Origin of the sequence: Hanamia caeni (assembly GCF_003721595.1) — a bacterium.
GTDB classification, from domain to species: Bacteria; Bacteroidota; Bacteroidia; order Chitinophagales; family Chitinophagaceae; genus Ginsengibacter; species Ginsengibacter caeni.
The window spans coordinates 175,803-197,323 of sequence record NZ_RJJR01000007.1; the positions used below are offsets into that span (position 1 = coordinate 175,803).

Sequence of the window (21,521 nt, forward strand, 5' to 3'; positions counted from 1 at the left end):
TAATCACAAAGCAGTAAACAAAGAAAAAATCAGAATTTTTATTCTACTTCAAATAGCAGTACCTGCGCCCGTTCCAGCGGATTAAAGTTGTTGTCGGCAATAAAAATTAATGACCTTTTACCATTAGATAACTTTGGGCCAAATGTTACCCCTTCTATGTTATCAATATAGATTCCAAGATCGTCCATGTTTAATAATAATTTTTTACTGAGCACCGGCACGTTGGTTTTCCCTTTCAGTGAATCAAACGACTGAATATTTTTAGCGTTATCAATACTGGCAAGAAATACTTTGATAGTGCAAGAAAGCGCTCCTGTAGAAAACGAACGCTCAATCACCAGCAGTTTATCATTACCAAACGACAGAATATCAGAAATACCATTTATTCTGAATCCGGAAGATGGAGCCGGAGGATGAGCCACCGGGTCAATTTTGTATGCATATTGTGCCACCGGTTTCCTGGAAGCAACATCAAATTTTATCATCCTGATGATTCCACTGGAATCACCGGCGCCTGCCTCTGGGCCGTCCTGCAACAACGGAACTTCCACGCTTACGAGCAATGATTTGTAATCATCTGAAAAAGTTAATCCTTCAAAAACGCCATTTCTGCGCGGGCCATAGTTGTGTGTCGTCATCAACATTTGCCGCGGCAATGTAAACGTGTCGATAAAATTGCCGTGTGAATCAATAATGGTAACTGCAGGATTTACAAGAATAGATTTGGTGGCTGTAACGATTCTTTCTCCTTCGCTGCCCCAGATAAAAGTGTTATTGTTTCTATCAAAGCGCAGGCACTCCGGATCAGGTGTACGATAAGGATTTAGTTGAGATGAAGGATAATTTTTTCCATCGGGGCCCTTTAGGAAAGTGGATTTTAAAAAATAAATGCTGTCAATTTTGTCATCGTTTAGTGTAATACCCATGGTGTAAAATCTTGCAGCATTTTTATCGGACCTGTCATCAGAGATGCAATAATATTCATTTTTTACAGGGTTGTAATCGATTCCTGAAAGGCCGCCTACCGTGGTATGATCGTATTGGTAATTGTAAGGAATTACATAACTGCTTAAAAATTTGAGCTGGCTGATTTCTTTGAAATCCTGGCTCGATTTGGAGGAAGTGCACGCAGAAAAAAGAAAGAATAAAAGAATAAAGAACCGGGAGATAATTTTCATGAAGGTTAAATTAGAAAAAATTTTCAAAAATGAAACTAAGATATTCTTTTGTATACGAAAAATTAATAGATTTGAAAATCGTTTAAAATCCATTTTAATTATACCAGAATTAATTTTTAAAATAACGTATTGAAATTACCTGTCATCAACTGACTTTTTATATTTTTTAAATCTTTATTAACAAACAAAAATTGAAATGAAAAAGATTATTCTTACGGTCGTAATTATACTTTTTGTTATAGTTGCCGGCGTAGCTTCGTATGTTAAGTTTGGATTGCCAAATGTTGGGGACCCCGAAGATATTCACATTCAAAGTACGCCGGAAAAAGTAGCCCATGGCGCCTATCTCGCTAATCATGTAACGCTCTGCATGGATTGCCATTCTACCCGCGATTGGTCTGAATTTTCCGGGCCACTGATGGCCGGAACTGAAGGTAAAGGCGGTGAAAGATTTGATCAGAAAATGGGATTCCCCGGCGTATTTTATTCTAAAAATATTACCCCTGCAAATATTAAAGATTGGACCGACGGCGAAATTTTCCGTGCCATCACTACGGGCGTAGATAAAGATGGCAATGCGCTTTTTCCTGTGATGCCTTATCATTATTATGGAAAGATGGATAGGGAAGATATTTATGATATTATCGCCTATGTGCGGACGTTGGCACCAATTGAAAATGAAACGCCTGATCATAAAGTAGATTTTCCAATGAACTTTATTTTGAATACTATTCCGGTGAAGGCTGAGTTTACGCAAAAGCCACCAAAATCTGATACATTAAAATATGGCGCCTATCTTGCTAATGCCGCAGCCTGTATGGAATGCCATACACAAGTAGATAAAGGCCAGATAATTCCATCGCTCACATATGGCGGAGGAAGGATGTTTGAAATGCCCGGCGGAAAAGTATATTCTGCCAACTTAACTCCCGACCCTGAAACGGGGATTGGCGGTTGGACAGCAGAACAGTTTGTGGCAAGGTTCAAAGCCTATTCTGTACCAGGAAATGTTCCGAAAATGGCTGCCGGCCAGGTAAATACAATTATGCCATGGGTAATGTATTCAGGGATGGATAGCTCCGATTTACGCTCCATTTTCGCTTATTTAAAAACCGTTAAGCCAATAAAAAATCAGGTGGTGCATTTTGTAGCAAACAAATAGGCTTTCAAAAAGGAAATTGTTTTACAGCAAAATGTGTCTATATTTTTATACTTATGATGTAGATGAATGAAAATAAAAGTTCACCTTATTTGTGCTTTTACTGCGGTTCTTAAAATAGTCTTAATTGAATGTTTTTCTCTTCGTGAAGGGAAGGCTTCGCATCTCCAAAAACGGTTTTGCCGCCATATTTCCATGAATCATTTCTTTCCTTTTCAATCACGGAATCCAAATTGTTATCAGGCATAAAATTTTTTTCTGCCCGCGATGAAATTTCATGGAGTTTTTTTATCGCTATATTTTTTTCAGATACCCCAATTTTTGCTTTGTGAACTGCATTGTGCAAGGTTTGTATTGTTTCATCATATACTTTTAAAGGCACCGGAAATGGGTGCCCATCTTTGCCGCCATGCGCAAAAGAAAAACGGGCAGGATCTTTAAACCTTGTAGGCGTGCCATGGATTATTTCACTTACCAGGGCCAGGGACTGAATGGTGCGCGGCCCAACGCCCTGTAATAACAACAGAGATTCAAAATCTTTTGGCTGGTGCTCGTGGGCAAGCCACAATATGCTTCCAAGCCGCTTAAGATTGACGTCTTTGGATGTTACGTCGTGATGCGAAGGCATTTTCAATTGCTGGTAAGTATCGATAATTTTTTCGGGTATTTCTGAATTGATTTTTAAAATTCCATCCCTTGTGCGGCTGGCTTCTTTGGCAGTAAGATTTAAAATATTTCCCTGGTTGATACCCGCAATACCACTGTGTGGCTCTTCCACAAAGGATTGGAGATTTTCAGAATGCCAATGATACCTGCGCGCTAATTTGTCGGTTGTCCGCATTCCCTGTTGAATCACAGTCCATTCGCCCGTATTGCTTACAATAAAATTATGCGTGTATAATTGAAAGCCGTCCTGTATAGCTGAATTGTCCACCTTAGCGCTAAGCTTGCTGCATCTTACTAATTTATCTCCATTGAGACCTGTGGAATCAGCAATCCTTGTTAATTCAGCAGGTGTTTCTTTCGAAAATTTTCCCTTCCCGCCACAGATGTAAATACCGAGCTCGCGCGCATGGGGATTAACCGCCCTTTTTAAAGCGCCCATGACTGAAGTCGTAATTCCTGACGAATGCCAATCCATGCCCATCACAGCACCAAAGCTCTGGAACCAGAAGGGATCAGAGAGCCGGCGTAACATTTCTTCTTTACCATATTCAGTAATGATGGATTGCGTAATGGCAAGGCCCAGCCTAGACATACGTTCAGCGAGCCATTTAGGCACATATCCATAGTGCAGCGGAAGGTCAGCGGAACCGGATCTTTTCATTAGATAAAAATACGGCTTTCAACAAAGTGGAATCGTTAAAAAAGTATCGAAATTATGCCAAAGGAACGTTTGTGTTTGACACAAATGCTCTTACAATATGCCTAACAATTTCCACATTTTTTTTCTCACCTCATTTACTTTGCCATCATAGTTGTTGATAACAAAAGAAAACGTGTATTCGTTACCGTTAGTTCCTTTGATGTAGCCCGTATAAGAAACGACTCCGGTGATGGTGCCGCTTTTCATTTTGATTCCGCTTATGGTAGGTAAAGCATTGTAGAACGATGAAAACCAGCTCTGCTTGCGCGCATATTCCATTACGGTTACCAGTGATTTTGTGGTTACCCGGTTGGAAGGGGAGAGGCCGCTGCCGTCGATAATATTAATGGCGTACGGCTCAATGCCTTTGTCTTTCCAAAAATTATGAATCACATTTACGCCGCTATCTGTTACGCCATATCCGGCAAACTGGTAGCCAAGCGTTTTTATCAGCGACTCACCATACAGGTTAATACTTCTTCGGAGAAAATGAAAAATAATATCGTCCAACGGGGGAGAAGCGTGTGTGTAAAAAACCGTAGCTTTCCCCGGATCATTTTCTTTAGTGTAAGCAGTGGCAAGTTTTTCTACTGGCTGTTTTTTCACAGAAGCTTCAAGCGTTAAAGCAAGTTGGGCCGCAGCATTGGGCATAGCGCCCGAAATCGTGAAATGATTTTCATTCACGGGTGTAGTGCCCCTTACATATCCATACTCATCGCCCAATGGTGAATAAATATAATTATTGTCGCCACTCCCTTTTGCCCCTGACGTAACTTTCGATTTCAGGTGCAAACCGTAAACGAACGAAGGCTTTGTGCCGGTGATCAATACGGGATCGCCCACCTGTTTTCCCGACTTTAAATAAAGATCATATTGATTTTCGCGCCAGTTCAATGGCCTCGCACCGGCGCCGTAATAATTTCCAATGTCCTGCCATATCCATCCATCCGGTGTTACTTCACTGTTCCAAATGCTTTCATCTGCCAAAACATGGCCGGTAATTTCGTGTATGCCTTCCCGTGATGTTGCTTCTTTAAATTCCTCAATGATTTTATCTTCCTTCGTTTCATCATATCGCCAGCTTCCAAGCGTTGGATCGCCGGTGCCTTTCAAAATAAGATTTCCATTTAAAACTCCGTTTACTAACTTGCCCGTATAGGCCAGGGTCGTTTTATATCGGTAATCGTGACCTAATAAACTGAAGGCAGATGCTGCTGTTATCACCTTTTGGCAACTCGCCGGCGCCACGCCCGTTTCAATATTTTCTTCGGTGACAGTTTTGCCTGTTGTTGTGTTGATTACATAAAGGCTAATGGTGGCATGACTGAAAGTGGGGTCCGCTTTCATGGTTTTAAAAGCGCTGTTAAACTGGTTTTCTGCGTCCTGTGCAAATGCGACTGATGAGGCAAGAAGGCAACAAAAGAAAAGTAATTTTTTCAAAATGATAATTTTTGTCCAAAGGTTCAAATCTAAAGATTCTGATGAATTGTTGTGCATTCATTTCGAAAATCTGCATAGAAATTCCCTAATAACAATAATTTATACAAACAATTAAACAATTAAACCATGCAACAATGAAATAATAAAATAATGAAATAATAAAATAATAAAATAATGAAATAATAAAATCATTAAATAATTATCCCGTTTAAATCTCTATATCTTTAATTTATGAAATCAGAAAAAGAAAAAATGGTCAGCGGGGAAATGTATAACCCGCTTGATGCAAGGCTTACAGAAGACAGGCAAAAAGCAAGATTGTTGCTGAAGAAGCTGAATGATTCGCTGGGAAGCGATGTTCAGACAGGAACAGCCATCTTGAAGCAGCTTCTTCCAAATGCTGGCGATGGAATATGGATACAGCCGCCGTTTTATTGCGACTATGGATATAATATAGCTACGGGTAGGAATGTTTTTCTGAATTTTAATTGTGTGATTCTTGATGTGGCGCCCGTCACTATTGGCAGCCGTGTGATGATGGGGCCTAATGTGCAAATTTATGCGGCTACCCATCCTTTGGATCATAAAGAAAGAACATCAGGATTAGAATTTGGAAAGCCCGTAATTATTGGCGATGATGTCTGGATTGGTGGCAGCGCTATCATTTGCCCGGGCGTTTCTATCGGCGAGAAATGCGTGATCGGCGCAGGAAGCGTTGTCACAAAAGATATACCTGCCGGCGTTTTTGCAGCAGGAAATCCTTGCAAAGTTATCAGGGAATTATAAAGCGGCACTTCAATTAGTTTATAAAATTTTGAATCAAATTTTTGCTTTTTAAAACATAACGGCGATCAAATCATCTATTGTCATTTTATGAAAATATTTTTCAATCTCGTATTTGCTTAAGATATTCCTGATTTGCTGTTCCTCGTGCGGAATATTTTCCAGCGCTTTTTCAATTTCAGAAATGTCTTTTTCATTAAAAAAATCTCCATAAATTTTTACTTTCTGAATCACACCTTTATGGACGTTCAGGTTCATCTCTATGGTGCCGCCTTCTGTCCTGGCGCCTTTTTTAAAATTATAATCCGGCGATTTTCCATAGTTCCATTCCCATGTAGCATATTTCTCATCGCGTATCTTTTGAATGGCAGCAAGGTCTTCTTCACTGAATTCATAAGAAACACAATCCGCATAGGTAGCAATAATGTGATCCATTATTTTGTGCGTAAACTCTTCCAGCGTAATTGGCGTTTTCAAATGCTCGCTTATGTTTGTAACCCTTTTGGGAACTGACTTTACTGCCTTATCTGAATATTTCAATGGGTTAATTTTTAAGGCTCCGCTTACGTTTTTCATTTCAGAAGTAAACAACAAAGTGCCATGATGAAGCACTTTATTTTTAAAGATATGCTCTGCGTTTCCTGAAAATTTTTTTCCGTCGATCGTGAGATCGTTCCTGCCTTCAAATCTGGCATCTACGCCCAGGCTCTGCAACACTTCCAGTATTGGCAAAGTATATTTTTTGAAATCCACCATTTCAGAGCTGTCACCCGTTTTGGTGAACGAATAATTAAGGTTACCCATATCATGATACACCGCGCCGCCGCCGGAAAGCCGTCTCACCACTTTGATACCGTGTTCTTTTACATAATCTACGTTTATCTCCGACAAGGTATTCTGATGCTTGCCCACGATAATCGCATTATCATTCTGCCAAAGCATAAAACAATCTTCATTGATGTGTTTAAAAATATATTCGTCGGTCGCAATATTGAAATACGGGTCAACAGAACGATGGTAAATACAAAGCATTTTGGTTTTGACCAAAAGTAATAAAGGTTAATTAAAATGTTAAGTGATTGTCAACAGTAGACAAACAAATAATTTATGTTTTCATTTTGTCCGGGACAAACCAACTACCCAATCAACCAACATAAAAAAAACAGCAAAAAATATTTTGATAGCTAATAAATATTTTCTTACTTTGTATTTCAAAGTACTTTTAATAAAATGAAATCAGAAATTATTTTAAAAAGCAAAATGAGCAAAATGCTTTCCCTTCTGACAGTGGTTTTAGGAATTGTGCTGCTTATTTATATGATTATGGTAGAAGATGAACCCGGCGCGTTGCCGTTGTTATTAATCGTTACCGGCGTGGTATGGTTTATTATAAGCAGAAACCAAATTAAAAAGAAAGTGCAACAATGATAATGTAAACTTTAAGATTGTTGGGGAGATTACTTTGAAATGAGAAAAAATTGCCACCAAAATGAAAAAGATATCAATAATATTTTTCCGGGCCCTAATCGTCATTACCGGTATTGCCGTGTTTGTTATGCTAATCAGGTTTCCGTTAACTGAGGGAAGAGCTGCACACCTGGACTTGTTCAGCATCTACTTTGACCCATTTATTCTTTATGGATACGCCGCATCCATTTCTTTTTTTATTGCACTGTATAACGGTTTCAAACTGCTTGGATATTTCGGCCAGCATCAACTTTTGTCGTCTAACGCAGTGAAGGCTTTAAAGAATATCAGGTTTTGGGCAATCTTATTTAGCATTTCAATTGCGATGGCAGGAATATTTATAGCACTGTTCCACAATAAAGAAGATGACCCTGCGGGATTTCTCGCTATTTGCATAGTGGTTACTTTCGCCTCCGCCGTGATTGCTACTATTGCGGCAATATTTCAGAAACGTTTGCAGAGCGCAATAGCTATGAACGCTGAAAATGACAACATTTAGTAAAGAATCTTTATTTGTTTATCAGCTTACTGGCTGATTTTCGGATAATGTCGTCCTGGTGTGCTGCCGATATTTTTTTCAGGCGCGCTTTGAACTGATCTGCCATCTTTAGATCATGTACAGCACTGATACCCATTTTGAGTACGCCTGAATCATTATCATTCATAATTTTTTGCAGGACAGCATTAGCGGATGCCGGTGACAATTTTTTAGCGCCAAAGCCTGCAGCGATCCTTACCGTTGCAAATTTATTGGACGCGGCTTCGGCGAGAATGTTAGGAACTGATTTATCGTTTATGAATCCCGCGAGGTAGGCCGCTTTGGTAGCCAAATTTTCATCATCGGTTTTTATTAATTCCTGTAAAATAGGGAGGCTTGCAGGGCCAAATTTGGCAGCACCTGCAGGATAATCCAGTTCATCCTGTCTTAAAAAACTTATCAGCTCCTGGTTTAACTTATCGTTATTTGATTGCATTTTCTTTATTTTTAAGTGATTCAAATCGCAGTACTCAGATTACTCCCGATCATTGAACTTATTTCTGAAGAAATCAGATCCGGCGGCGGATTCGTAATATTGAAGGTGCCGTTCCCTGTCATTAGCCTATTGTTATCATCGACATGTCTTAGAGATAAAACATGCCCTAATTCATGTCCGAGTGTCCACCTTGACGCGCTTCTTACAACTACGGCCCCTGGCCTGCCTGATGGATAAGCTGCACATCCGTTGTAGGCCGGTATCGTACTTCTCACGAAATATACAACGGCTTCGTTAGCACCTACAAAATTACGGTGACCAAAGAGCGAAACCTGTTCTGAAGTAGTGCTTCCCATAGTGCAACCACCAACATCTACGTCCTCTAAAGAAGGAAGACTAAGGTTTTCAGTTGTAACCCAGTCTACCCTTATTCCTGCTATAGCATACACTTCCTGCATTGCCGCAAATTGCTCATTGAGTGTAAAAGTAACAGGCGCTACCAGACATTTTACGTGCACCCGATATTTTTCCTTTAATACTCTGACGCCTGCTGTAGGCGACCAATAAATGCTGCCTGTTTGAAAATGAGATATTCGTCCAACGCCACCATACACAGGCAATTCATCAGAAATAGGATATTTAAGCGTGCTCTTTTCCCACCCGATGGAAGCCCAGTAATTGCGTATGGCACCATGTACTTCGTGCGCGCCGGTCGCCGGGCTCCAGTAAATACTGCCTCCCTGGAAGTGATTGTACCTACCTATTCCGTCCGGACACGTTGATTCATTGGTAAGCGGGTACTTCAAAAAACTTTGCTCCCATCCCAGGGCTGCATATTTATTTCTTATGTCGCCGTGCAATTCCCAGGCCCCGGTCGCCGGGCTCCAATAAATGCTTCCTCCCTGGAAATGATTGAATCTACCTACTCCGTCAGGACATTTGCTTTCATCCGTGAGCGGGTAGCCTAGAAAACTTTTTTCCCAGCCCAATGAAGACCACCTTGAACGGATTAGGCCATGAACTTCATGAGCGGCCGTTTGCGGGTGCCAGTAAATAGAGCCATTGGCATAATGCTGGTACTTGCCTACGCCGTCCGGACAGGTATTAATTCCGGTAAGCGCAGCGCCTAACCACCCTGATGCGCCACCCAATGAATTATATTTTAATGTGATTGGATGCAAAAATTTAAAAACATCCGGGTCAATCCTGATGTGGTCAAGAATAGGATTGGCCTTAACTTCCGTGATTTTTTTAAGCTTTGATGTTGAGATTGATTTAGACATTTGGGGAATATTTTGGGATGAGAAGCGTGAAGTATATTTTCCTAATTTTTAAATATAAAATTAAAATAGTATACGAATTCTTTCGAATTAGCAAGCGGGATTATTTATTGGGTAAACGGGGTATTATCAAAAGCAAATGGTGAAATTAACTTCTACTAATCAGGCACGCGCCGATTTATCCTATGCGGTGTAGCACGGAGAAGCAGAACCGGATTCTAAAATTCACGGGCAGTCCTTATTTTCTTCCCATAAAAAAAATCATTATTATACGTTGCTTTACTGGGTTTCGATTTTTAAATGAAGCCCAAATATCAATTGAAGGCAGATAGCCATCCGGTACATTTACGATGAATAGTTACGAAAAATAAAAATGTCTTCACATCAAAACGCAATCTTTTTAGTTCTTGATCTCAAAAAAGCTTCTACCTCGCTGGAAGAATGAAATTTGTCGCCGAGACTAACAAAATTTTTGGCAAGAAGATCATAACGTTTTCTCATCAGCCACATAAAAACATGAAGAAAGTGAATGCCATCAAACACGATGGCATCGTTGCTCACATATTTATCAAGTGTCTTTTTAAAATACAGGGGATGTTCTGTCCAATGCATTGTTTGCTTTTCATGATGGCTTATGTGATAGCCGTCGTTCCAGCATTTCACGTTATATTTGGTATTGATGCAGGTGATACTGTTTTTATATTCATTTCCCGGATCTGAAGCATCTACGAATGAATGCTGCGCCCAGTTTCCCATCATGGCCACCAGCCTGTAAATGAACATCGGGATAATGAAAACCCATAACGTGGCTTTGAAGCTGACAAAACTCATTGCAACACAAAACAGGATAAACAAAAGCTCGCCTCGCACAGAACGGAACATCAGCTTCTTTCTTTTTCTGTAAAAAAAATATCTTGCCAGATCATACACGCCCCTGATTAAAAATTTTCCAAAATAGATTGAAAAATCTCTTATTGAATCTCTTTGAAATGGCATAGTGCTGCTCTCATCAGCTTCCAGGTTATTTTCCGCGTGGTGCATGCCGATATGATGTGTGAAATAAGTTTCAGGAGAATGCCCGAAAAACGGAGCTACTACCCATGGCAAATAATAATTCATAAAAGAATATTTCTTCTTAAAAAAAACGCGGTGGCTTGTGCAATGTAGCATCAAACCAAACGGGCCTTTGAAAACAAAATTATTCAGATAGGCATAAGCAGCGGCGATAAGCCACCAAACCCAGCCATTGATAAAAGGCATATACAATAATATTCCGACAGGAATAAGCGTCAGCGAGATTTTGAGGGTCAGGTATATAAAAGGAAGATCGCGTTCATCACGGATAAATTTTAAAAAGAATAAATCAGCGAATGTATATTTTATTGGCCGGGCAAAAACCGGATCAGTAATCGTTGTGAGGTTTTTCATTTATTGATATTGGTTAGGTGCTCAATTTTAAGCACTGGTGTTTAAGGTTATTTAAAGAATTTTTTTCAGCGGAGCTGAACCAGTGCGAAGTTTTACCGGTAAGAATAATGTAGAAAAAACACAAGATCCGTGGAAAATCGTACAATAAAAGTATCGTGCTTCATGCGCAGGCCTAATAAAGATAGCCTTATTATTTTGTTTTTCAGGAAATAAATTTTGTGAATTTGAAGCTATTTAATTCTTAACTCTTGACTTTTCAACTTTTAACATCCGGCTTCCGGCTGGCAAAAAATGTCACAAAATACCACCAAAATTGACCTGTTTACGTATCCTCTGTTTTTCAGGCCCGCGTTACTTTTGAAATTGGATTGATAGCATCTGGCTAAGATAATGTCCGTAAAAAAATAAAAATAATTTTTTAGAAAATATTTTCTAAACTGATTTCAAAATAAGAAACGCAAAAATTAATAGTATGCAAAATCAAATGACTGACAGGATTTGCTTTGAGCTTTCCAATAAATCGACAAATTATCTACCTGAAGATCTGATTGAGCTTATTGATAACGAACGGGCGACTGTGGCTGAACCAGATAATAATAATGATTCACCTAATCTAGGCAGGCTGGATCATATAAAAGACCATAGTTTGATTGATGATGCAATCAAACCATTCTTAGAAAATTTTTCTTTTCAGCAACAGGCAGAAATTTTATTAGTAGCAGGCCGAAAGAAAAAGACGAGACTTATAGTAAGACGTGGCGCTACTTACTTTGCATTGAAACACTCTGATATTGCCCTTATCTATACGAGCGATAAGCTGGTGTATGTGATTGACCGCGAATCAAAAAAATACATGGCGGACAAGAGTTTGGCTGAACTTGAAAATGAATTGGATCATTCTATATTTTTCAGAGCCAACAGGCAGTTTATTGTCAATTTTAATTTTATAAAAAGTTTTAAATCGTATCAAAAAGTGAAGCTGCTGGTGACTATGGATGTTCCGGATTTTGAAAAGCCTGTTATTATCAGTCAGCAGATATCTTCGGCCTTTAAGAAATGGATGAATGATGATTAGCTATTTGCAGATAGTATTCTTTTCTTTAAAAAAGATAATTGAATATATGTTTTGCTAAATATGGCAACAACGAACGCGCGTAAAAGAACAAAAAACTGTTCAAAAATTTTATTTAAATTTTTGGCGGTACACTAAAGGAGACACACCCGATACTTTTTTAAAAGTAGCCCGGAATGCTTTTGCATCGCTATATCCTGACTCATACATCACTTCCTGAACGGATAGTTTATTTTCCTCTAATAATTTTTTTGCAGCTTCAATTCTTAGCTTTTGAACATATTCTTTCACCGTAAGATGAGTGGCTTTCTGAAATCTTCGCTGAAAGGTTCTCCGCCCGAGATGTACAAGGTCTGCAAGGCTATCTATATTTAATTTTTCAGTGAAAGAAGTTTCAATGTGATTTTGCGCTGCAAGTACCGCGTCATCACCATGCAGTTTACTGCCTTCAAAAATCGTAAATAAAGACTGGCTATCACGGTTGCGCTCCACTTCAAAATATTTGGATGCCCAGATAGACGTTTCCCGGTCCGTAAATTTTTCAATCAGGTACACCAGCAAGTTCCAATACGAATTAGAACCGCCACTGGTGTACAAGCCGTTGTGATCAGTAATTATCTTTTCATCCACCAAATCTATTTCAGGAAAGCGGTGTTTGAATTCGTTGGCAGACTGCCAATGTGTTGAACATTGTTGCCCGTTCAATAAACCTGTGTCTGCCAAAATAAAAGATCCTACGCACAGGCTGGCCACTTCTGCGCCACGGCTGTGCTGATCAATAATCCAGGAAACATATTCCTTATTGAGATCAACGTTTTGAACCATGTCGCCGCTCATGGGCGGAATAATAACCAGGTCAGTTTCATTGAATGTATCCGTTGTGGTATCCACGTGTATAGTAAACACACCGCCATTTAATTTCATTTCCTTTTTTGATCCGACAAGCTTCACGTCGAACTTTGGCTCTTTGCCGGATTTTTTCAAAAAATTATTAACCATATCAAATAGATACCGGGTATTGCCGATTGCGGCAATAATCGCATGGTGAGTGATAAGTATCGCTACGCGTTTCATTTTGCAAAATTAAGGGGATATGCTTTTGTCCGGGATCTGGTGTTCCATTTTCTACTGCTGTAATCAACGGGCATGAAAATTCTGAAATCGTACGATGAATTTTATTGCGTTCAAATTAGCAGCAGATGGAGAAATAACGCGATTTTTTATTTTGGACTAAAACGTAGAGACAAGGCATGCCTTGTCTCTACCCGATTCACGCGGTCTTTTGAAAATTTAATCAGCAATTTTTCGCGTTATGAATATCATCTGTTATTCTAAATTTGCAGCTTGTTAATGATTATTGCGTATCGCTTTTAATGCTAAAACGCGAAAAAAATTTATAAAAGTAAAATTTAGTCATGAGTAAAATCATCTTTGATAGTGGGATATCCCTTGATGGCTTTTTCGCAGGTGATAACAGGAGCCCGGCCAACCCGATGGGCGGCGTTTCGGGGAAAATACACCAGTGGATGTTTAAACAGAAAGCATTCTGGAAACACATCAAAATGGAAGGCGGTGAAGAGTATGGTGATGATAGTAAGTTGATTGATGATGTATTTGAAAGAACAGGTGCTTATATAATGGGAAAACGAATGTTTGAAGAGGGAGAGGTTCACTGGGCAGAGAATTTATATGAAACAGATGTTTATGTTTTAACTCATGAAAAGAGGGAGCCCTGGGTTCAGGAGGGAACAACTACATTTTATTTTATTAATGATGGAATACATAGCGCTTTGGAAAAGGCACGACAATCGGCCAAAGGAAAAGACGTAAGAATCCAGGGAGGCGCAAATACGATTCAACAATTTTTAAATGCGGGCCTTGTTGATGAATGTATGATTCACATTGCCCCTGTTATTTTAGGCAGTGGCATAAGGCTTTTTGACGGTATTGATAAAAACAAATACGATATCCGGATTGTAGAAGTCATACCCTCAGAACTGACAACGCATTTACGATATCAGCTGGTTAAAAAATAAATGTATTTATTTGCTCAAAGGTATTCGGCAGTTAAAAATAACTTGTTGCCAGCCGGGTAATTTTTAGAGCGACCCTGTCTGTTACCAGGAGCGAAGGCAAAAATCATTACACCTCACGATAATGGTTCCGGGGGAGGGCCACTTGAAGCAGGCTTTGAGATTTCATTTGGAAGCGGAATAAACACTTTATTATCCGTAGGAGGAAGCTCAATCCTTCCGGCTTTCCAGTCAGCTTTAGCCTGTTCAATCCGTTCTCTTCTTGAAGAAACAAAGTTCCACCAGATGAAACGTTCTCCCACTGGCTCGCCGCCTAAAAGCATCAGCGTCGAGTGTTCTTTTGCAAGTAGCGAGGGATCTTCTTCTTTCGCAAATACCAACATTTGTCCGGGAGTATAGGTTCTGCCCGAAAGTTCAATGCTTCCCTTGGCAATATAAATGCTCTTTTCTGAATGTTCTTTTGGGAGGTTGAAACGGGTGCCCGCGTCTATGTTCAAATGGATATAGAATAAAGGGGAATGCGTTTTTACATCGTTTGCCAGTCCGTAGGCATTACCGGCAATCAAACGCATCCAGATGCCCTTATCAGTATATGTTGGCAGAACTTCCGGCTTATAGTTGTGGAATTCAGGATTCGATTCTTCGGCTCTTTCGGGTAAAGCCACCCACGTTTGAATCATTTCCAACACGCCTCCCGCAAGTGCATCCGGCTCTTCAAAGCGCTCGGAATGAGAAATGCCGCTTCCTGCCGTCATCCAGTTTACCTCGCCCGGCCTGATGATCTGCTCCACTCCTAAACTATCGCGGTGCGTAACCTGTCCGCCAAATAAATAACTTACCGTTGATAAACCGATATGTGGATGCGGCAAAACATCCATGGACGACATAGCTGCAGGCTGTATATCAACCGGGCCCGCATGATCCATAAAGATAAAAGGACCAACCATTCGCCTTAACCGGAAGGGTAAAATCCTCCTGACACTCAAACCCGTACTCAGCGAAGCTTTGCGGGCTTCAATGATAATTTGTGGCATAGCTGTTCGTTTTCCTGTTATAGGAATTAAAAACCCTCCAAAGTTTCGGAGAAATACAATTTAATGATTAAATCAAAAACCATATTGAAATTAATTCGTTCGTTTTAACGCCGGGTGAATCGTGAAGATGCTGCAAATAGAAATATCCATGTGATAAAAATTGTAAGAATTAAGATATTGCAGTAATGCCTTTTAAAATTTAATCATTGCGTATTGGCGTGTAAATTTGAATCAAAATTGAAAATACAATCTTAATGTTCATTATAAATCTAATATACAAAGTGCCGCTGGAAAAAGTTGACCAGTTTTTAAACCAGCACAATGAATACCTGGATAAACATTATGCGCTTGAAAATTTCCTTGCTTCGGGGAGAAAAGTGCCAAGAACGGGTGGAATAATATTATCCAAAATTCACGATAAAGCAGAAGTAGAAAGAATTATCGAAAATGATCCGTTTAAAATAAATGATTTAGCCGATTACGAATTGATTGAATTTATTCCCGGCAAGACTTCTGAAGAAATGAAATTTCTGATGAAGTAAATGCGACGCACGTAGTATTTAAAAAAAAACTGTACTGCTCCAGCAAAATAAACTTCTGTAGGTTTCCGTTTGCAGACATTGTTTCCGGCCGTAACCGGGCTGCGGGTCGAAATCTTGCAAGGGATCATGATAAGATAAAAGCCGACTGTCGGGCGCCTGCTGTGACACTTGCTAAGCTATTCACCCTGAGAACGAATCCAAATTCTTTGTAAATTTGAGAACGTTTATTGTAAATCTTTTTAAAATAATCCACCATGTCAAATAAAAATTATCGCAGACTCTTTTTAAGTTTTGGCTTTTTATTCTTCATTGCTCCCTATAGCTTTGCTCAAATGAAAGTATTGTCAAAAGGGTCCAAAGCGCCCATGTTTACCAGCGAAGCAAGCCTGGCTGGCAAAGAATTTGTTTTTTCCTTAAAAAAAGCACTCGATAAAGGCCCGGTAGTATTGTATTTTTATCCCGCTGCCTACACAGGCGGCTGCGACTTAGAAGCGCATACTTTCGCCGAAATGAAAGATAAGTTTACCGCGGCGGGCGCTACCATAATTGGCGTGTCAGCAGATGACATTGCGCGGTTGAATTCGTTTTCGGCCAGTCCTGATTATTGCGCCGGAAAATTTCCCGTGGCTTCAGACGCCGGGGGCAAAATCGCAGCCACATATGGTCTTGAGCTAACCCCTCCGAAAGCCGGTGTTAAAGATGTAACGGGGAAATTGGTTACACACGGCTTCATCCCGCGCACCACATTTGTCATTAATAAAAACGATGAAATTGTAGCTGTATTTTCATCAGGTGCCGATCATATATCACCCGATGAGCACGTGAAAAAATCATTAGAAATAGTGAAGAATCTTTAGTGGTTCTTAAAGTTGCGAAAGCCTGACCGTTTAATATTCTTTCGGGATAAAATCTCTCTTATTTGTCTACCTACCGGTAGGCAGGTTCTTTTACTATCTCAGCTACTCTCGTGCTTTGAAATGGCGCCTGTAATTTTTCATATTTTATTTTGCAGAAACTAATCGCACTCAAAATTGAAAACATTGAGCGAAGCCATTGGGTGGCGATTCAATAACGATGCCCGACACAGATTAATTTTAAATAACCAATTTTATCAACCGCATAAAAGCAAATCAGCCTGCTACAGCACTAAGAACAGCTTTATGGAGAGCCCTGCACGTTTCATTTAAAAGTTTACCCGTGGCAAAATATAAAATCGGGCTAAAAGTTCTTTTACTGTGCCGCAAAAAAGCAAAGCCTTTTAATTGCCTCCGGAGGTCACAGCTTCAGGTTTTATTTCCCAAACCAATGCACTGGCGCCAAGAATAGCCGCGTCTGATTCTTTTAATTCGCTGAATAACAGTTTTACTTTATTCTGAAAAATGGGAAGAAGATTTTTTTCCATGCTTTCTCTTGTGGGGTCTAATAAAAGCTTTCCGGCTTTAATCACGCCTCCAAAAAGAATGATGGCTTCGGGTGAAGAAAACATTACAAAATTAGCGAGCGCTTCCCCCAAAATATGCCCTGTTACCTGGAACACTTCATTGGCGATGGTATCGCCTTTAATAGCAGCTTCGCATATTTTTTTGGATGTGATTTCTTCATTGGATAATTTTCTTAACAGGCTGTCTTCATTTACTCTTTCTGCCAATATTTCTTTTGCAGTAATGACTATGCCTGTAGCAGACGCATAGGTTTCCAGGCTTCCTTTCATCCCGGTGCCCCAATGCAGGCGTCCTCCGGGCCTTATGATGGTGTGGCCAAGCTCGCCTGCAAATCCATCGTGGCCATAAATAAGCTGACCGTTTGCCACAATGCCGCTGCCAACGCCGGTTCCCAATGTTATCATAATAAAATCCCTCATGCCGCGCGCAGCGCCATACATCAGTTCGCCGATAGCCGCCGCATTTGCGTCGTTGGTGAGCGTGCAGGGCTTATTAAATTTATTGGTGATCATTTTAGCAATGGGGATAATTCCTCGCCACTGCAGGTTTGGCGCGTAATCAATTGTGCCTGTATAATAATTGCCGTTGGGCGCTCCCAATCCTATGCCTTTTATCACGTCTAATCCGCCGACAGACTTTATAGCAGGCTTAATCATGGCGTATAGCTCGTCAATAAAATCATTAATGTCATCGTGATTGGTGGAAGAAATTTCTCCTACATTTGAAATATCACCCCTATGATTTACAATACCGAATTTTGTATTGGTGCCTCCAATATCTATTCCGATGGCATATTCTGCGGCTGTCTCCATAATTTTCGTTTTAATATAAAATGCTGTTAGTAATGGGTTGAAAGTTACATCCTAAAAATACTTTTCTTTTATTAAAGACTAATTTCTACCAGTAAATAAATAAATACGACTGATTTTTATTTTTGATTTGGCGTTTGATCAAAAGCGCTCTCGGGCGCTGTTGGCATATCTTCCATGTCTACCGGGTTTTCATAATCAATTCCCTGGCGTTTCAATACTCCTTTCACAAAAATGGCGAAGAAAGTGATGTATGCATAGCATAGCAGGGGTATCCAGTAAGATTCATGGATTCCTGCACCGGGAACGTCGCTCCTGGAATCAAGAAAATCAGCAAGCTTTCCCTGTATTGGAGGAATAACGCCACCTCCAAGAATCATCATGATTAAAAATGCTGAGCCTTGCGTTGTGTATTTCCCTAAACCTGCAACAGATAAAGTAAAAATCGCCGGCCACATTATCGAACAAAATAATCCACCGCTGATAAAAGCATAAATCGCAATTTTACCGGTGGTGGCCAGCCCAACTGCCATCGCTATCACGCCGAGGAATCCAAAAATCATCAGCATCCGGGCGGGTTTGTCTTTGCTCACATAAAAAGCGCCCACCTGTATTAGCACACAAACGATATAATAATACAGTATTTGCACCGCATAGCCGGAAGCCGCGTTAACCAATAATACAATCACAAAGGCAACCATCGGAACAATAAAGGTGAGCCATTTTTTGGCAGATTCCGAAAGCTCAAATGCCGATATGGAGCCCACCCAGCGCCCAATCATCAAGCTGCCCCAATACATGGAAATGTAAAGCGCAGCCTGCGAAGAAGGTATGCTTCCAAATTCGGGCTTGCTTAGCAAATCGCTCAAATTACTTACAATGGTTACTTCCGTTCCTACATACAAAAACAAGGCGAGCATTCCCAGAATCAATTGAGGATATTGCATGGCGCCCCAGCCACTGGGTTTTTTCTGGGCGCTTATGTATGAAATTAATAAACTCAGGATGACTACCGCCAATGCGCCGAACAGCCATTTTACGCGGTAAGTTTCCATTGCTATCTTGTCGGTTTCAGAAGCATTGGTAAGGTCCACTTTATAGCTGCTGAATACCGGCACAAACATAATGATCAAAAGCCCTGTCATTATGAGCAAAGAATATAAAGCCTTATTCGCTTTTTCGGTTTTTTCGGTGGAAATACCGTGAGGCACTTTTTTTGAAAACTGGAAAAGCAAGGCAGCCGCAATAAAAAGTACGCCCACGCAACTGTATAAAATAATCACCTTGCTAAGGCTAAGGCCAGCAATCTGTTGATCGGTGATGGCAGCGGTGGTTCCAAATAAAGCAAACGCTACTACCAGAGGGCCAATCATCGTTCCAAAAGAATTTACGCCTCCGCCCAGATTTACGCGGCTGTTTCCTGTGGAAGGGTCTCCCAGTTCTATGGCAAAAGGCTGCGCTGCCGTTTGCTGCAATGAAAATCCAAGCGCTACAATAAATAATCCGGCCAGCATGCCTACAAAAGCATCTGCATTTACGGCGATTATCATTGCTATAGCGCCGATAGCAGAAAATACTAATCCATACACAATGCTTTTTTTATAACCCCATTTGGCCACCAAATCTTTTCCCCCAAAAGAGCCGTAGGCAAAAAGGGCAAGCGCTCCGATATAATAGGCAAGATAAAATGCAAAGTCAATCAATTGGCTTTGAAACTGGTCAAGGTTAAAATAATGTTTGCAAAAAGGAATAAAAACACTGTTGCCAGCGGCAATAAATCCCCAGAAAAAAAAGACAACTACAAGAGTGCTCAAGGCCCCGTAATTAGTAGGTTGCAGTTTTCCACCGGAAGCTTTTGCGGGCCTCGACAAATTCATTGAAGGAGTCGCCATTGAATATTTAGTTTATTAAAAATTAGGATTGAAAATAGAAATTTTTTTCAAAGTAAGGCCTTTTATTATATTTTTTAAAAAGAAAAATCATGCTTAATTTGAAGCGCTAATTAATCAGTATGGAAATAATTCACGTAAGCGCAGAGTGTTATCCTGTTGCAAAAGCCGGTGGTCTCGGGGATGTGGTGGGCGCCTTGCCAAAGTACCAGAATAAGCTTGGACATATTGCCAAAGTAGTGATGCCGATGTATCGTACCAAGTTTTTATACGCCCATTCTTTTGATGTGGTTCATAAAGGCGCGTTTGGAATGTCACATTATTGGTTCGAGTATACAATTATAAAAGAAAGTTCAAATGTGCTCGGATTTGATTTGTACCTCGTGGATATTAATAACCTGTTAGATCGTGAAAAAGTATATGGATATGATGATGATATTGAAAGATTCGTAGCATTTCAGATTGCTGTAGTAGATTGGCTTAGCAAATGGCAGCATCATCCGGATATCGTTCATGTTCATGATCACCAGGCGGCGCTGATTCCTTTTATGATGCAGAATTGCTACGCATACAGGCACCTGTCTTCCATAAAAACAATCCTTACGATTCACAACGCCCAATATCAGGGCTGGATGGATTGGGGCAAATCGTGGTATATCCCTGATTGGGATAACTATAAATGGGGGATGCTTGAATGGAATCATACAATTAATGCACTTGCTTGTGGCATTAAATGTGCTTCAAAAGTGAATACAGTTAGCCACGGATATTTGGAGGAGCTGCGCTATAATGCCAATGGGCTGGAAAGCCTGTTTAATTATGAAAGAGGAAAATGCTTTGGCATCCTCAATGGGATAGATAATGAAGTGTGGAATCCGCAGACGGATCATTACCTGGATGTAAAATTTGGTACACATGACTTTAAAGAAGGCAAAAGCAAAAACAAAAAGGATTTGTGCATGAAGTTTAATCTTGATGAAGATAAACCGCTTATTATTTTTATCGGCAGGCTTGTTGGTGAAAAGGCTGCCGATCTTTTGCCCGCTGTGATTGGTGATTCAATTCATTATATGGAAGGCAGAATGAATTTTCTTGTGTTAGGAAGTGGTGAATGGTATATTGAAGACCAGTTAAGCAAAATGCACAACCATTTGTTCGGATATTTTAACTCCCAAATCGGGTATAATGAATTGCTCAGCCACAGGATGTATGCAGGAGCCGATTTTTTACTGATGCCAAGCAGGGTAGAGCCTTGCGGGTTAAACCAGATGTATTCGTTGCGGTATGGAACTGTTCCAATCGTCAGGCGCACTGGTGGACTGCGCGACACGGTGAAAGATTTTGGAGAAGATGGAGGATTTGGAATTTGTTTTGATACAGCTTCGGTGGGCGACATCTGCAATGCCATTCATCGCTCGCTTGAATTATACGATGATCAGAAAAAGATGAACAGCGTTATTAAACAAATTATGGAGATTGATCACAGTTGGGAAAAGAGCGCCGGAATTTATATTAACCTTTATAATTCTTAAGAGAAATCAATTGAGCTTAAAAGCGCTAATAAAACAGAAATTGCTATTAGTACGGTTGAGCCAAATATATTTACTGATACGGAAAGAAACCTT

General features: G+C 40.2%; 20 protein-coding genes. 9 read left to right on the top strand and 11 right to left on the bottom strand.

The features are described from left to right. Nucleotides 1–38: 38 nt before the first annotated feature. The gene (locus EFY79_RS10105) at nucleotides 39–1,178 is read right to left on the bottom strand and encodes an esterase-like activity of phytase family protein (RefSeq protein ID WP_158605193.1); all 1,140 of its coding nucleotides are present in this window, start codon (nucleotides 1,176–1,178) and stop codon (nucleotides 39–41) included. Nucleotides 1,179–1,374: 196 nt separating this feature from the next. Between EFY79_RS10105 and EFY79_RS10110 the strand changes: the two genes are divergently transcribed. Continuing rightward, nucleotides 1,375–2,340 (top strand): c-type cytochrome, encoded by a 966-nt coding sequence (locus EFY79_RS10110; protein WP_123120590.1) that lies wholly within the window; start codon nucleotides 1,375–1,377, stop codon nucleotides 2,338–2,340. A 109-nt stretch (nucleotides 2,341–2,449) separates the two neighbouring features. On the opposite strand, the gene EFY79_RS10115 is transcribed toward EFY79_RS10110, so the two are convergent. After that, entirely contained in the window at nucleotides 2,450–3,664 is a 1,215-nt protein-coding gene (locus EFY79_RS10115; RefSeq protein WP_123120591.1) for a DUF763 domain-containing protein, read from the bottom strand. Between the two features lie 90 nt (nucleotides 3,665–3,754). Continuing rightward, nucleotides 3,755–5,143 (bottom strand): D-alanyl-D-alanine carboxypeptidase/D-alanyl-D-alanine endopeptidase, encoded by a 1,389-nt coding sequence (dacB, locus tag EFY79_RS10120; RefSeq protein WP_158605194.1) that lies wholly within the window; start codon nucleotides 5,141–5,143, stop codon nucleotides 3,755–3,757. A gap of 231 nt (nucleotides 5,144–5,374) precedes the next feature. Between dacB and EFY79_RS10125 the strand changes: the two genes are divergently transcribed. Next, complete coding sequence (locus tag EFY79_RS10125; RefSeq protein WP_123120593.1) at nucleotides 5,375–5,929, top strand: sugar O-acetyltransferase; 555 nt, start codon at nucleotides 5,375–5,377, stop codon at nucleotides 5,927–5,929. Nucleotides 5,930–5,977: 48 nt separating this feature from the next. On the opposite strand, the gene EFY79_RS10130 is transcribed toward EFY79_RS10125, so the two are convergent. Further along, the gene (locus EFY79_RS10130; RefSeq protein WP_123120594.1) at nucleotides 5,978–6,958 is read right to left on the bottom strand and encodes a lipoate--protein ligase; all 981 of its coding nucleotides are present in this window, start codon (nucleotides 6,956–6,958) and stop codon (nucleotides 5,978–5,980) included. A gap of 198 nt (nucleotides 6,959–7,156) precedes the next feature. On the opposite strand from EFY79_RS10130, the gene EFY79_RS10135 reads away from it, so the two are divergent. After that, nucleotides 7,157–7,354, top strand: a complete 198-nt coding sequence (locus tag EFY79_RS10135) for a hypothetical protein (protein ID WP_123120595.1) — start codon at nucleotides 7,157–7,159, stop codon at nucleotides 7,352–7,354. Nucleotides 7,355–7,415: 61 nt separating this feature from the next. Beyond that, nucleotides 7,416–7,892 carry a DUF2975 domain-containing protein gene (locus tag EFY79_RS10140; protein WP_123120596.1) on the top strand — a complete coding sequence of 159 codons (477 nt, stop codon included), beginning with the start codon at nucleotides 7,416–7,418 and terminating at the stop codon, nucleotides 7,890–7,892. Nucleotides 7,893–7,902: 10 nt separating this feature from the next. Here EFY79_RS10140 and EFY79_RS10145 read toward each other — a convergent pair whose 3' ends face one another. The 3 genes from EFY79_RS10145 to EFY79_RS10155 all read right to left on the bottom strand — a co-directional run bounded on the left by EFY79_RS10145 (nucleotide 7,903) and on the right by EFY79_RS10155 (nucleotide 11,075). After that, nucleotides 7,903–8,367 (bottom strand): HEAT repeat domain-containing protein, encoded by a 465-nt coding sequence (locus EFY79_RS10145; RefSeq protein ID WP_123120597.1) that lies wholly within the window; start codon nucleotides 8,365–8,367, stop codon nucleotides 7,903–7,905. A gap of 20 nt (nucleotides 8,368–8,387) precedes the next feature. Beyond that, the gene (locus EFY79_RS10150) at nucleotides 8,388–9,650 is read right to left on the bottom strand and encodes an LGFP repeat-containing protein (protein WP_123120598.1); all 1,263 of its coding nucleotides are present in this window, start codon (nucleotides 9,648–9,650) and stop codon (nucleotides 8,388–8,390) included. A gap of 381 nt (nucleotides 9,651–10,031) precedes the next feature. After that, a complete protein-coding gene (locus EFY79_RS10155) occupies nucleotides 10,032–11,075 on the bottom strand; it encodes a fatty acid desaturase family protein (RefSeq protein WP_123120599.1) in 1,044 nt (347 codons plus the stop codon). A 472-nt stretch (nucleotides 11,076–11,547) separates the two neighbouring features. Between EFY79_RS10155 and EFY79_RS10160 the strand changes: the two genes are divergently transcribed. Continuing rightward, complete coding sequence (locus tag EFY79_RS10160; protein ID WP_123120600.1) at nucleotides 11,548–12,150, top strand: LytR/AlgR family response regulator transcription factor; 603 nt, start codon at nucleotides 11,548–11,550, stop codon at nucleotides 12,148–12,150. Nucleotides 12,151–12,258: 108 nt separating this feature from the next. On the opposite strand, the gene EFY79_RS10165 is transcribed toward EFY79_RS10160, so the two are convergent. After that, nucleotides 12,259–13,221, bottom strand: a complete 963-nt coding sequence (locus EFY79_RS10165) for a GlxA family transcriptional regulator (RefSeq protein ID WP_123120601.1) — start codon at nucleotides 13,219–13,221, stop codon at nucleotides 12,259–12,261. A 341-nt stretch (nucleotides 13,222–13,562) separates the two neighbouring features. On the opposite strand from EFY79_RS10165, the gene EFY79_RS10170 reads away from it, so the two are divergent. Then, nucleotides 13,563–14,183 carry a dihydrofolate reductase family protein gene (locus EFY79_RS10170; RefSeq protein ID WP_123120602.1) on the top strand — a complete coding sequence of 207 codons (621 nt, stop codon included), beginning with the start codon at nucleotides 13,563–13,565 and terminating at the stop codon, nucleotides 14,181–14,183. Between the two features lie 113 nt (nucleotides 14,184–14,296). Here EFY79_RS10170 and EFY79_RS10175 read toward each other — a convergent pair whose 3' ends face one another. Continuing rightward, the gene (locus EFY79_RS10175; RefSeq protein ID WP_123120603.1) at nucleotides 14,297–15,214 is read right to left on the bottom strand and encodes a pirin family protein; all 918 of its coding nucleotides are present in this window, start codon (nucleotides 15,212–15,214) and stop codon (nucleotides 14,297–14,299) included. A 254-nt stretch (nucleotides 15,215–15,468) separates the two neighbouring features. Here EFY79_RS10175 and EFY79_RS10180 point away from each other — a divergent pair, with 254 nt between their 5' ends. Together EFY79_RS10180 and EFY79_RS10185 are read left to right on the top strand one after the other, a co-directional pair. Further along, nucleotides 15,469–15,756 carry a YciI family protein gene (locus tag EFY79_RS10180; RefSeq protein WP_123120604.1) on the top strand — a complete coding sequence of 96 codons (288 nt, stop codon included), beginning with the start codon at nucleotides 15,469–15,471 and terminating at the stop codon, nucleotides 15,754–15,756. A 254-nt stretch (nucleotides 15,757–16,010) separates the two neighbouring features. Then, the gene (locus EFY79_RS10185) at nucleotides 16,011–16,613 is read left to right on the top strand and encodes a peroxiredoxin (RefSeq protein WP_123120605.1); all 603 of its coding nucleotides are present in this window, start codon (nucleotides 16,011–16,013) and stop codon (nucleotides 16,611–16,613) included. A gap of 401 nt (nucleotides 16,614–17,014) precedes the next feature. Here the strand turns inward: EFY79_RS10185 and EFY79_RS10190 are convergent, their stop codons facing one another. After that, nucleotides 17,015–18,010 carry an ROK family protein gene (locus tag EFY79_RS10190; RefSeq protein ID WP_123120606.1) on the bottom strand — a complete coding sequence of 332 codons (996 nt, stop codon included), beginning with the start codon at nucleotides 18,008–18,010 and terminating at the stop codon, nucleotides 17,015–17,017. Between the two features lie 116 nt (nucleotides 18,011–18,126). Continuing rightward, the gene (locus tag EFY79_RS10195) at nucleotides 18,127–19,899 is read right to left on the bottom strand and encodes an MFS transporter (RefSeq protein WP_199727502.1); all 1,773 of its coding nucleotides are present in this window, start codon (nucleotides 19,897–19,899) and stop codon (nucleotides 18,127–18,129) included. Between the two features lie 119 nt (nucleotides 19,900–20,018). On the opposite strand from EFY79_RS10195, the gene EFY79_RS10200 reads away from it, so the two are divergent. Continuing rightward, the gene (locus EFY79_RS10200; protein WP_123120607.1) at nucleotides 20,019–21,428 is read left to right on the top strand and encodes a glycogen synthase; all 1,410 of its coding nucleotides are present in this window, start codon (nucleotides 20,019–20,021) and stop codon (nucleotides 21,426–21,428) included. The last annotated feature ends 93 nt before the right edge of the window (nucleotides 21,429–21,521 follow it).

Coding starts and splice junctions, on each gene's coding strand:
- EFY79_RS10125 (WP_123120593.1), top strand. CDS start 5,375: ATGAAATCAGAAAAAGAAAAAATGGTCAGCGGGGAAATGTATAACCCG.
- EFY79_RS10185 (WP_123120605.1), top strand. CDS start 16,011: ATGTCAAATAAAAATTATCGCAGACTCTTTTTAAGTTTTGGCTTTTTA.
- EFY79_RS10110 (WP_123120590.1), top strand. CDS start 1,375: ATGAAAAAGATTATTCTTACGGTCGTAATTATACTTTTTGTTATAGTT.
- EFY79_RS10165 (WP_123120601.1), bottom strand. CDS start 13,221: ATGAAACGCGTAGCGATACTTATCACTCACCATGCGATTATTGCCGCA.
- EFY79_RS10190 (WP_123120606.1), bottom strand. CDS start 18,010: ATGGAGACAGCCGCAGAATATGCCATCGGAATAGATATTGGAGGCACC.
- EFY79_RS10175 (WP_123120603.1), bottom strand. CDS start 15,214: ATGCCACAAATTATCATTGAAGCCCGCAAAGCTTCGCTGAGTACGGGT.
- EFY79_RS10170 (WP_123120602.1), top strand. CDS start 13,563: ATGAGTAAAATCATCTTTGATAGTGGGATATCCCTTGATGGCTTTTTC.
- EFY79_RS10155 (WP_123120599.1), bottom strand. CDS start 11,075: ATGAAAAACCTCACAACGATTACTGATCCGGTTTTTGCCCGGCCAATA.
- EFY79_RS10115 (WP_123120591.1), bottom strand. CDS start 3,664: ATGAAAAGATCCGGTTCCGCTGACCTTCCGCTGCACTATGGATATGTG.
- EFY79_RS10200 (WP_123120607.1), top strand. CDS start 20,019: ATGGAAATAATTCACGTAAGCGCAGAGTGTTATCCTGTTGCAAAAGCC.
- EFY79_RS10145 (WP_123120597.1), bottom strand. CDS start 8,367: ATGCAATCAAATAACGATAAGTTAAACCAGGAGCTGATAAGTTTTTTA.
- EFY79_RS10150 (WP_123120598.1), bottom strand. CDS start 9,650: ATGTCTAAATCAATCTCAACATCAAAGCTTAAAAAAATCACGGAAGTT.
- EFY79_RS10130 (WP_123120594.1), bottom strand. CDS start 6,958: ATGCTTTGTATTTACCATCGTTCTGTTGACCCGTATTTCAATATTGCG.
- EFY79_RS10195 (WP_199727502.1), bottom strand. CDS start 19,899: ATGGCGACTCCTTCAATGAATTTGTCGAGGCCCGCAAAAGCTTCCGGT.
- EFY79_RS10180 (WP_123120604.1), top strand. CDS start 15,469: ATGTTCATTATAAATCTAATATACAAAGTGCCGCTGGAAAAAGTTGAC.
- EFY79_RS10160 (WP_123120600.1), top strand. CDS start 11,548: ATGCAAAATCAAATGACTGACAGGATTTGCTTTGAGCTTTCCAATAAA.
- EFY79_RS10140 (WP_123120596.1), top strand. CDS start 7,416: ATGAAAAAGATATCAATAATATTTTTCCGGGCCCTAATCGTCATTACC.
- EFY79_RS10105 (WP_158605193.1), bottom strand. CDS start 1,178: ATGAAAATTATCTCCCGGTTCTTTATTCTTTTATTCTTTCTTTTTTCT.
- EFY79_RS10135 (WP_123120595.1), top strand. CDS start 7,157: ATGAAATCAGAAATTATTTTAAAAAGCAAAATGAGCAAAATGCTTTCC.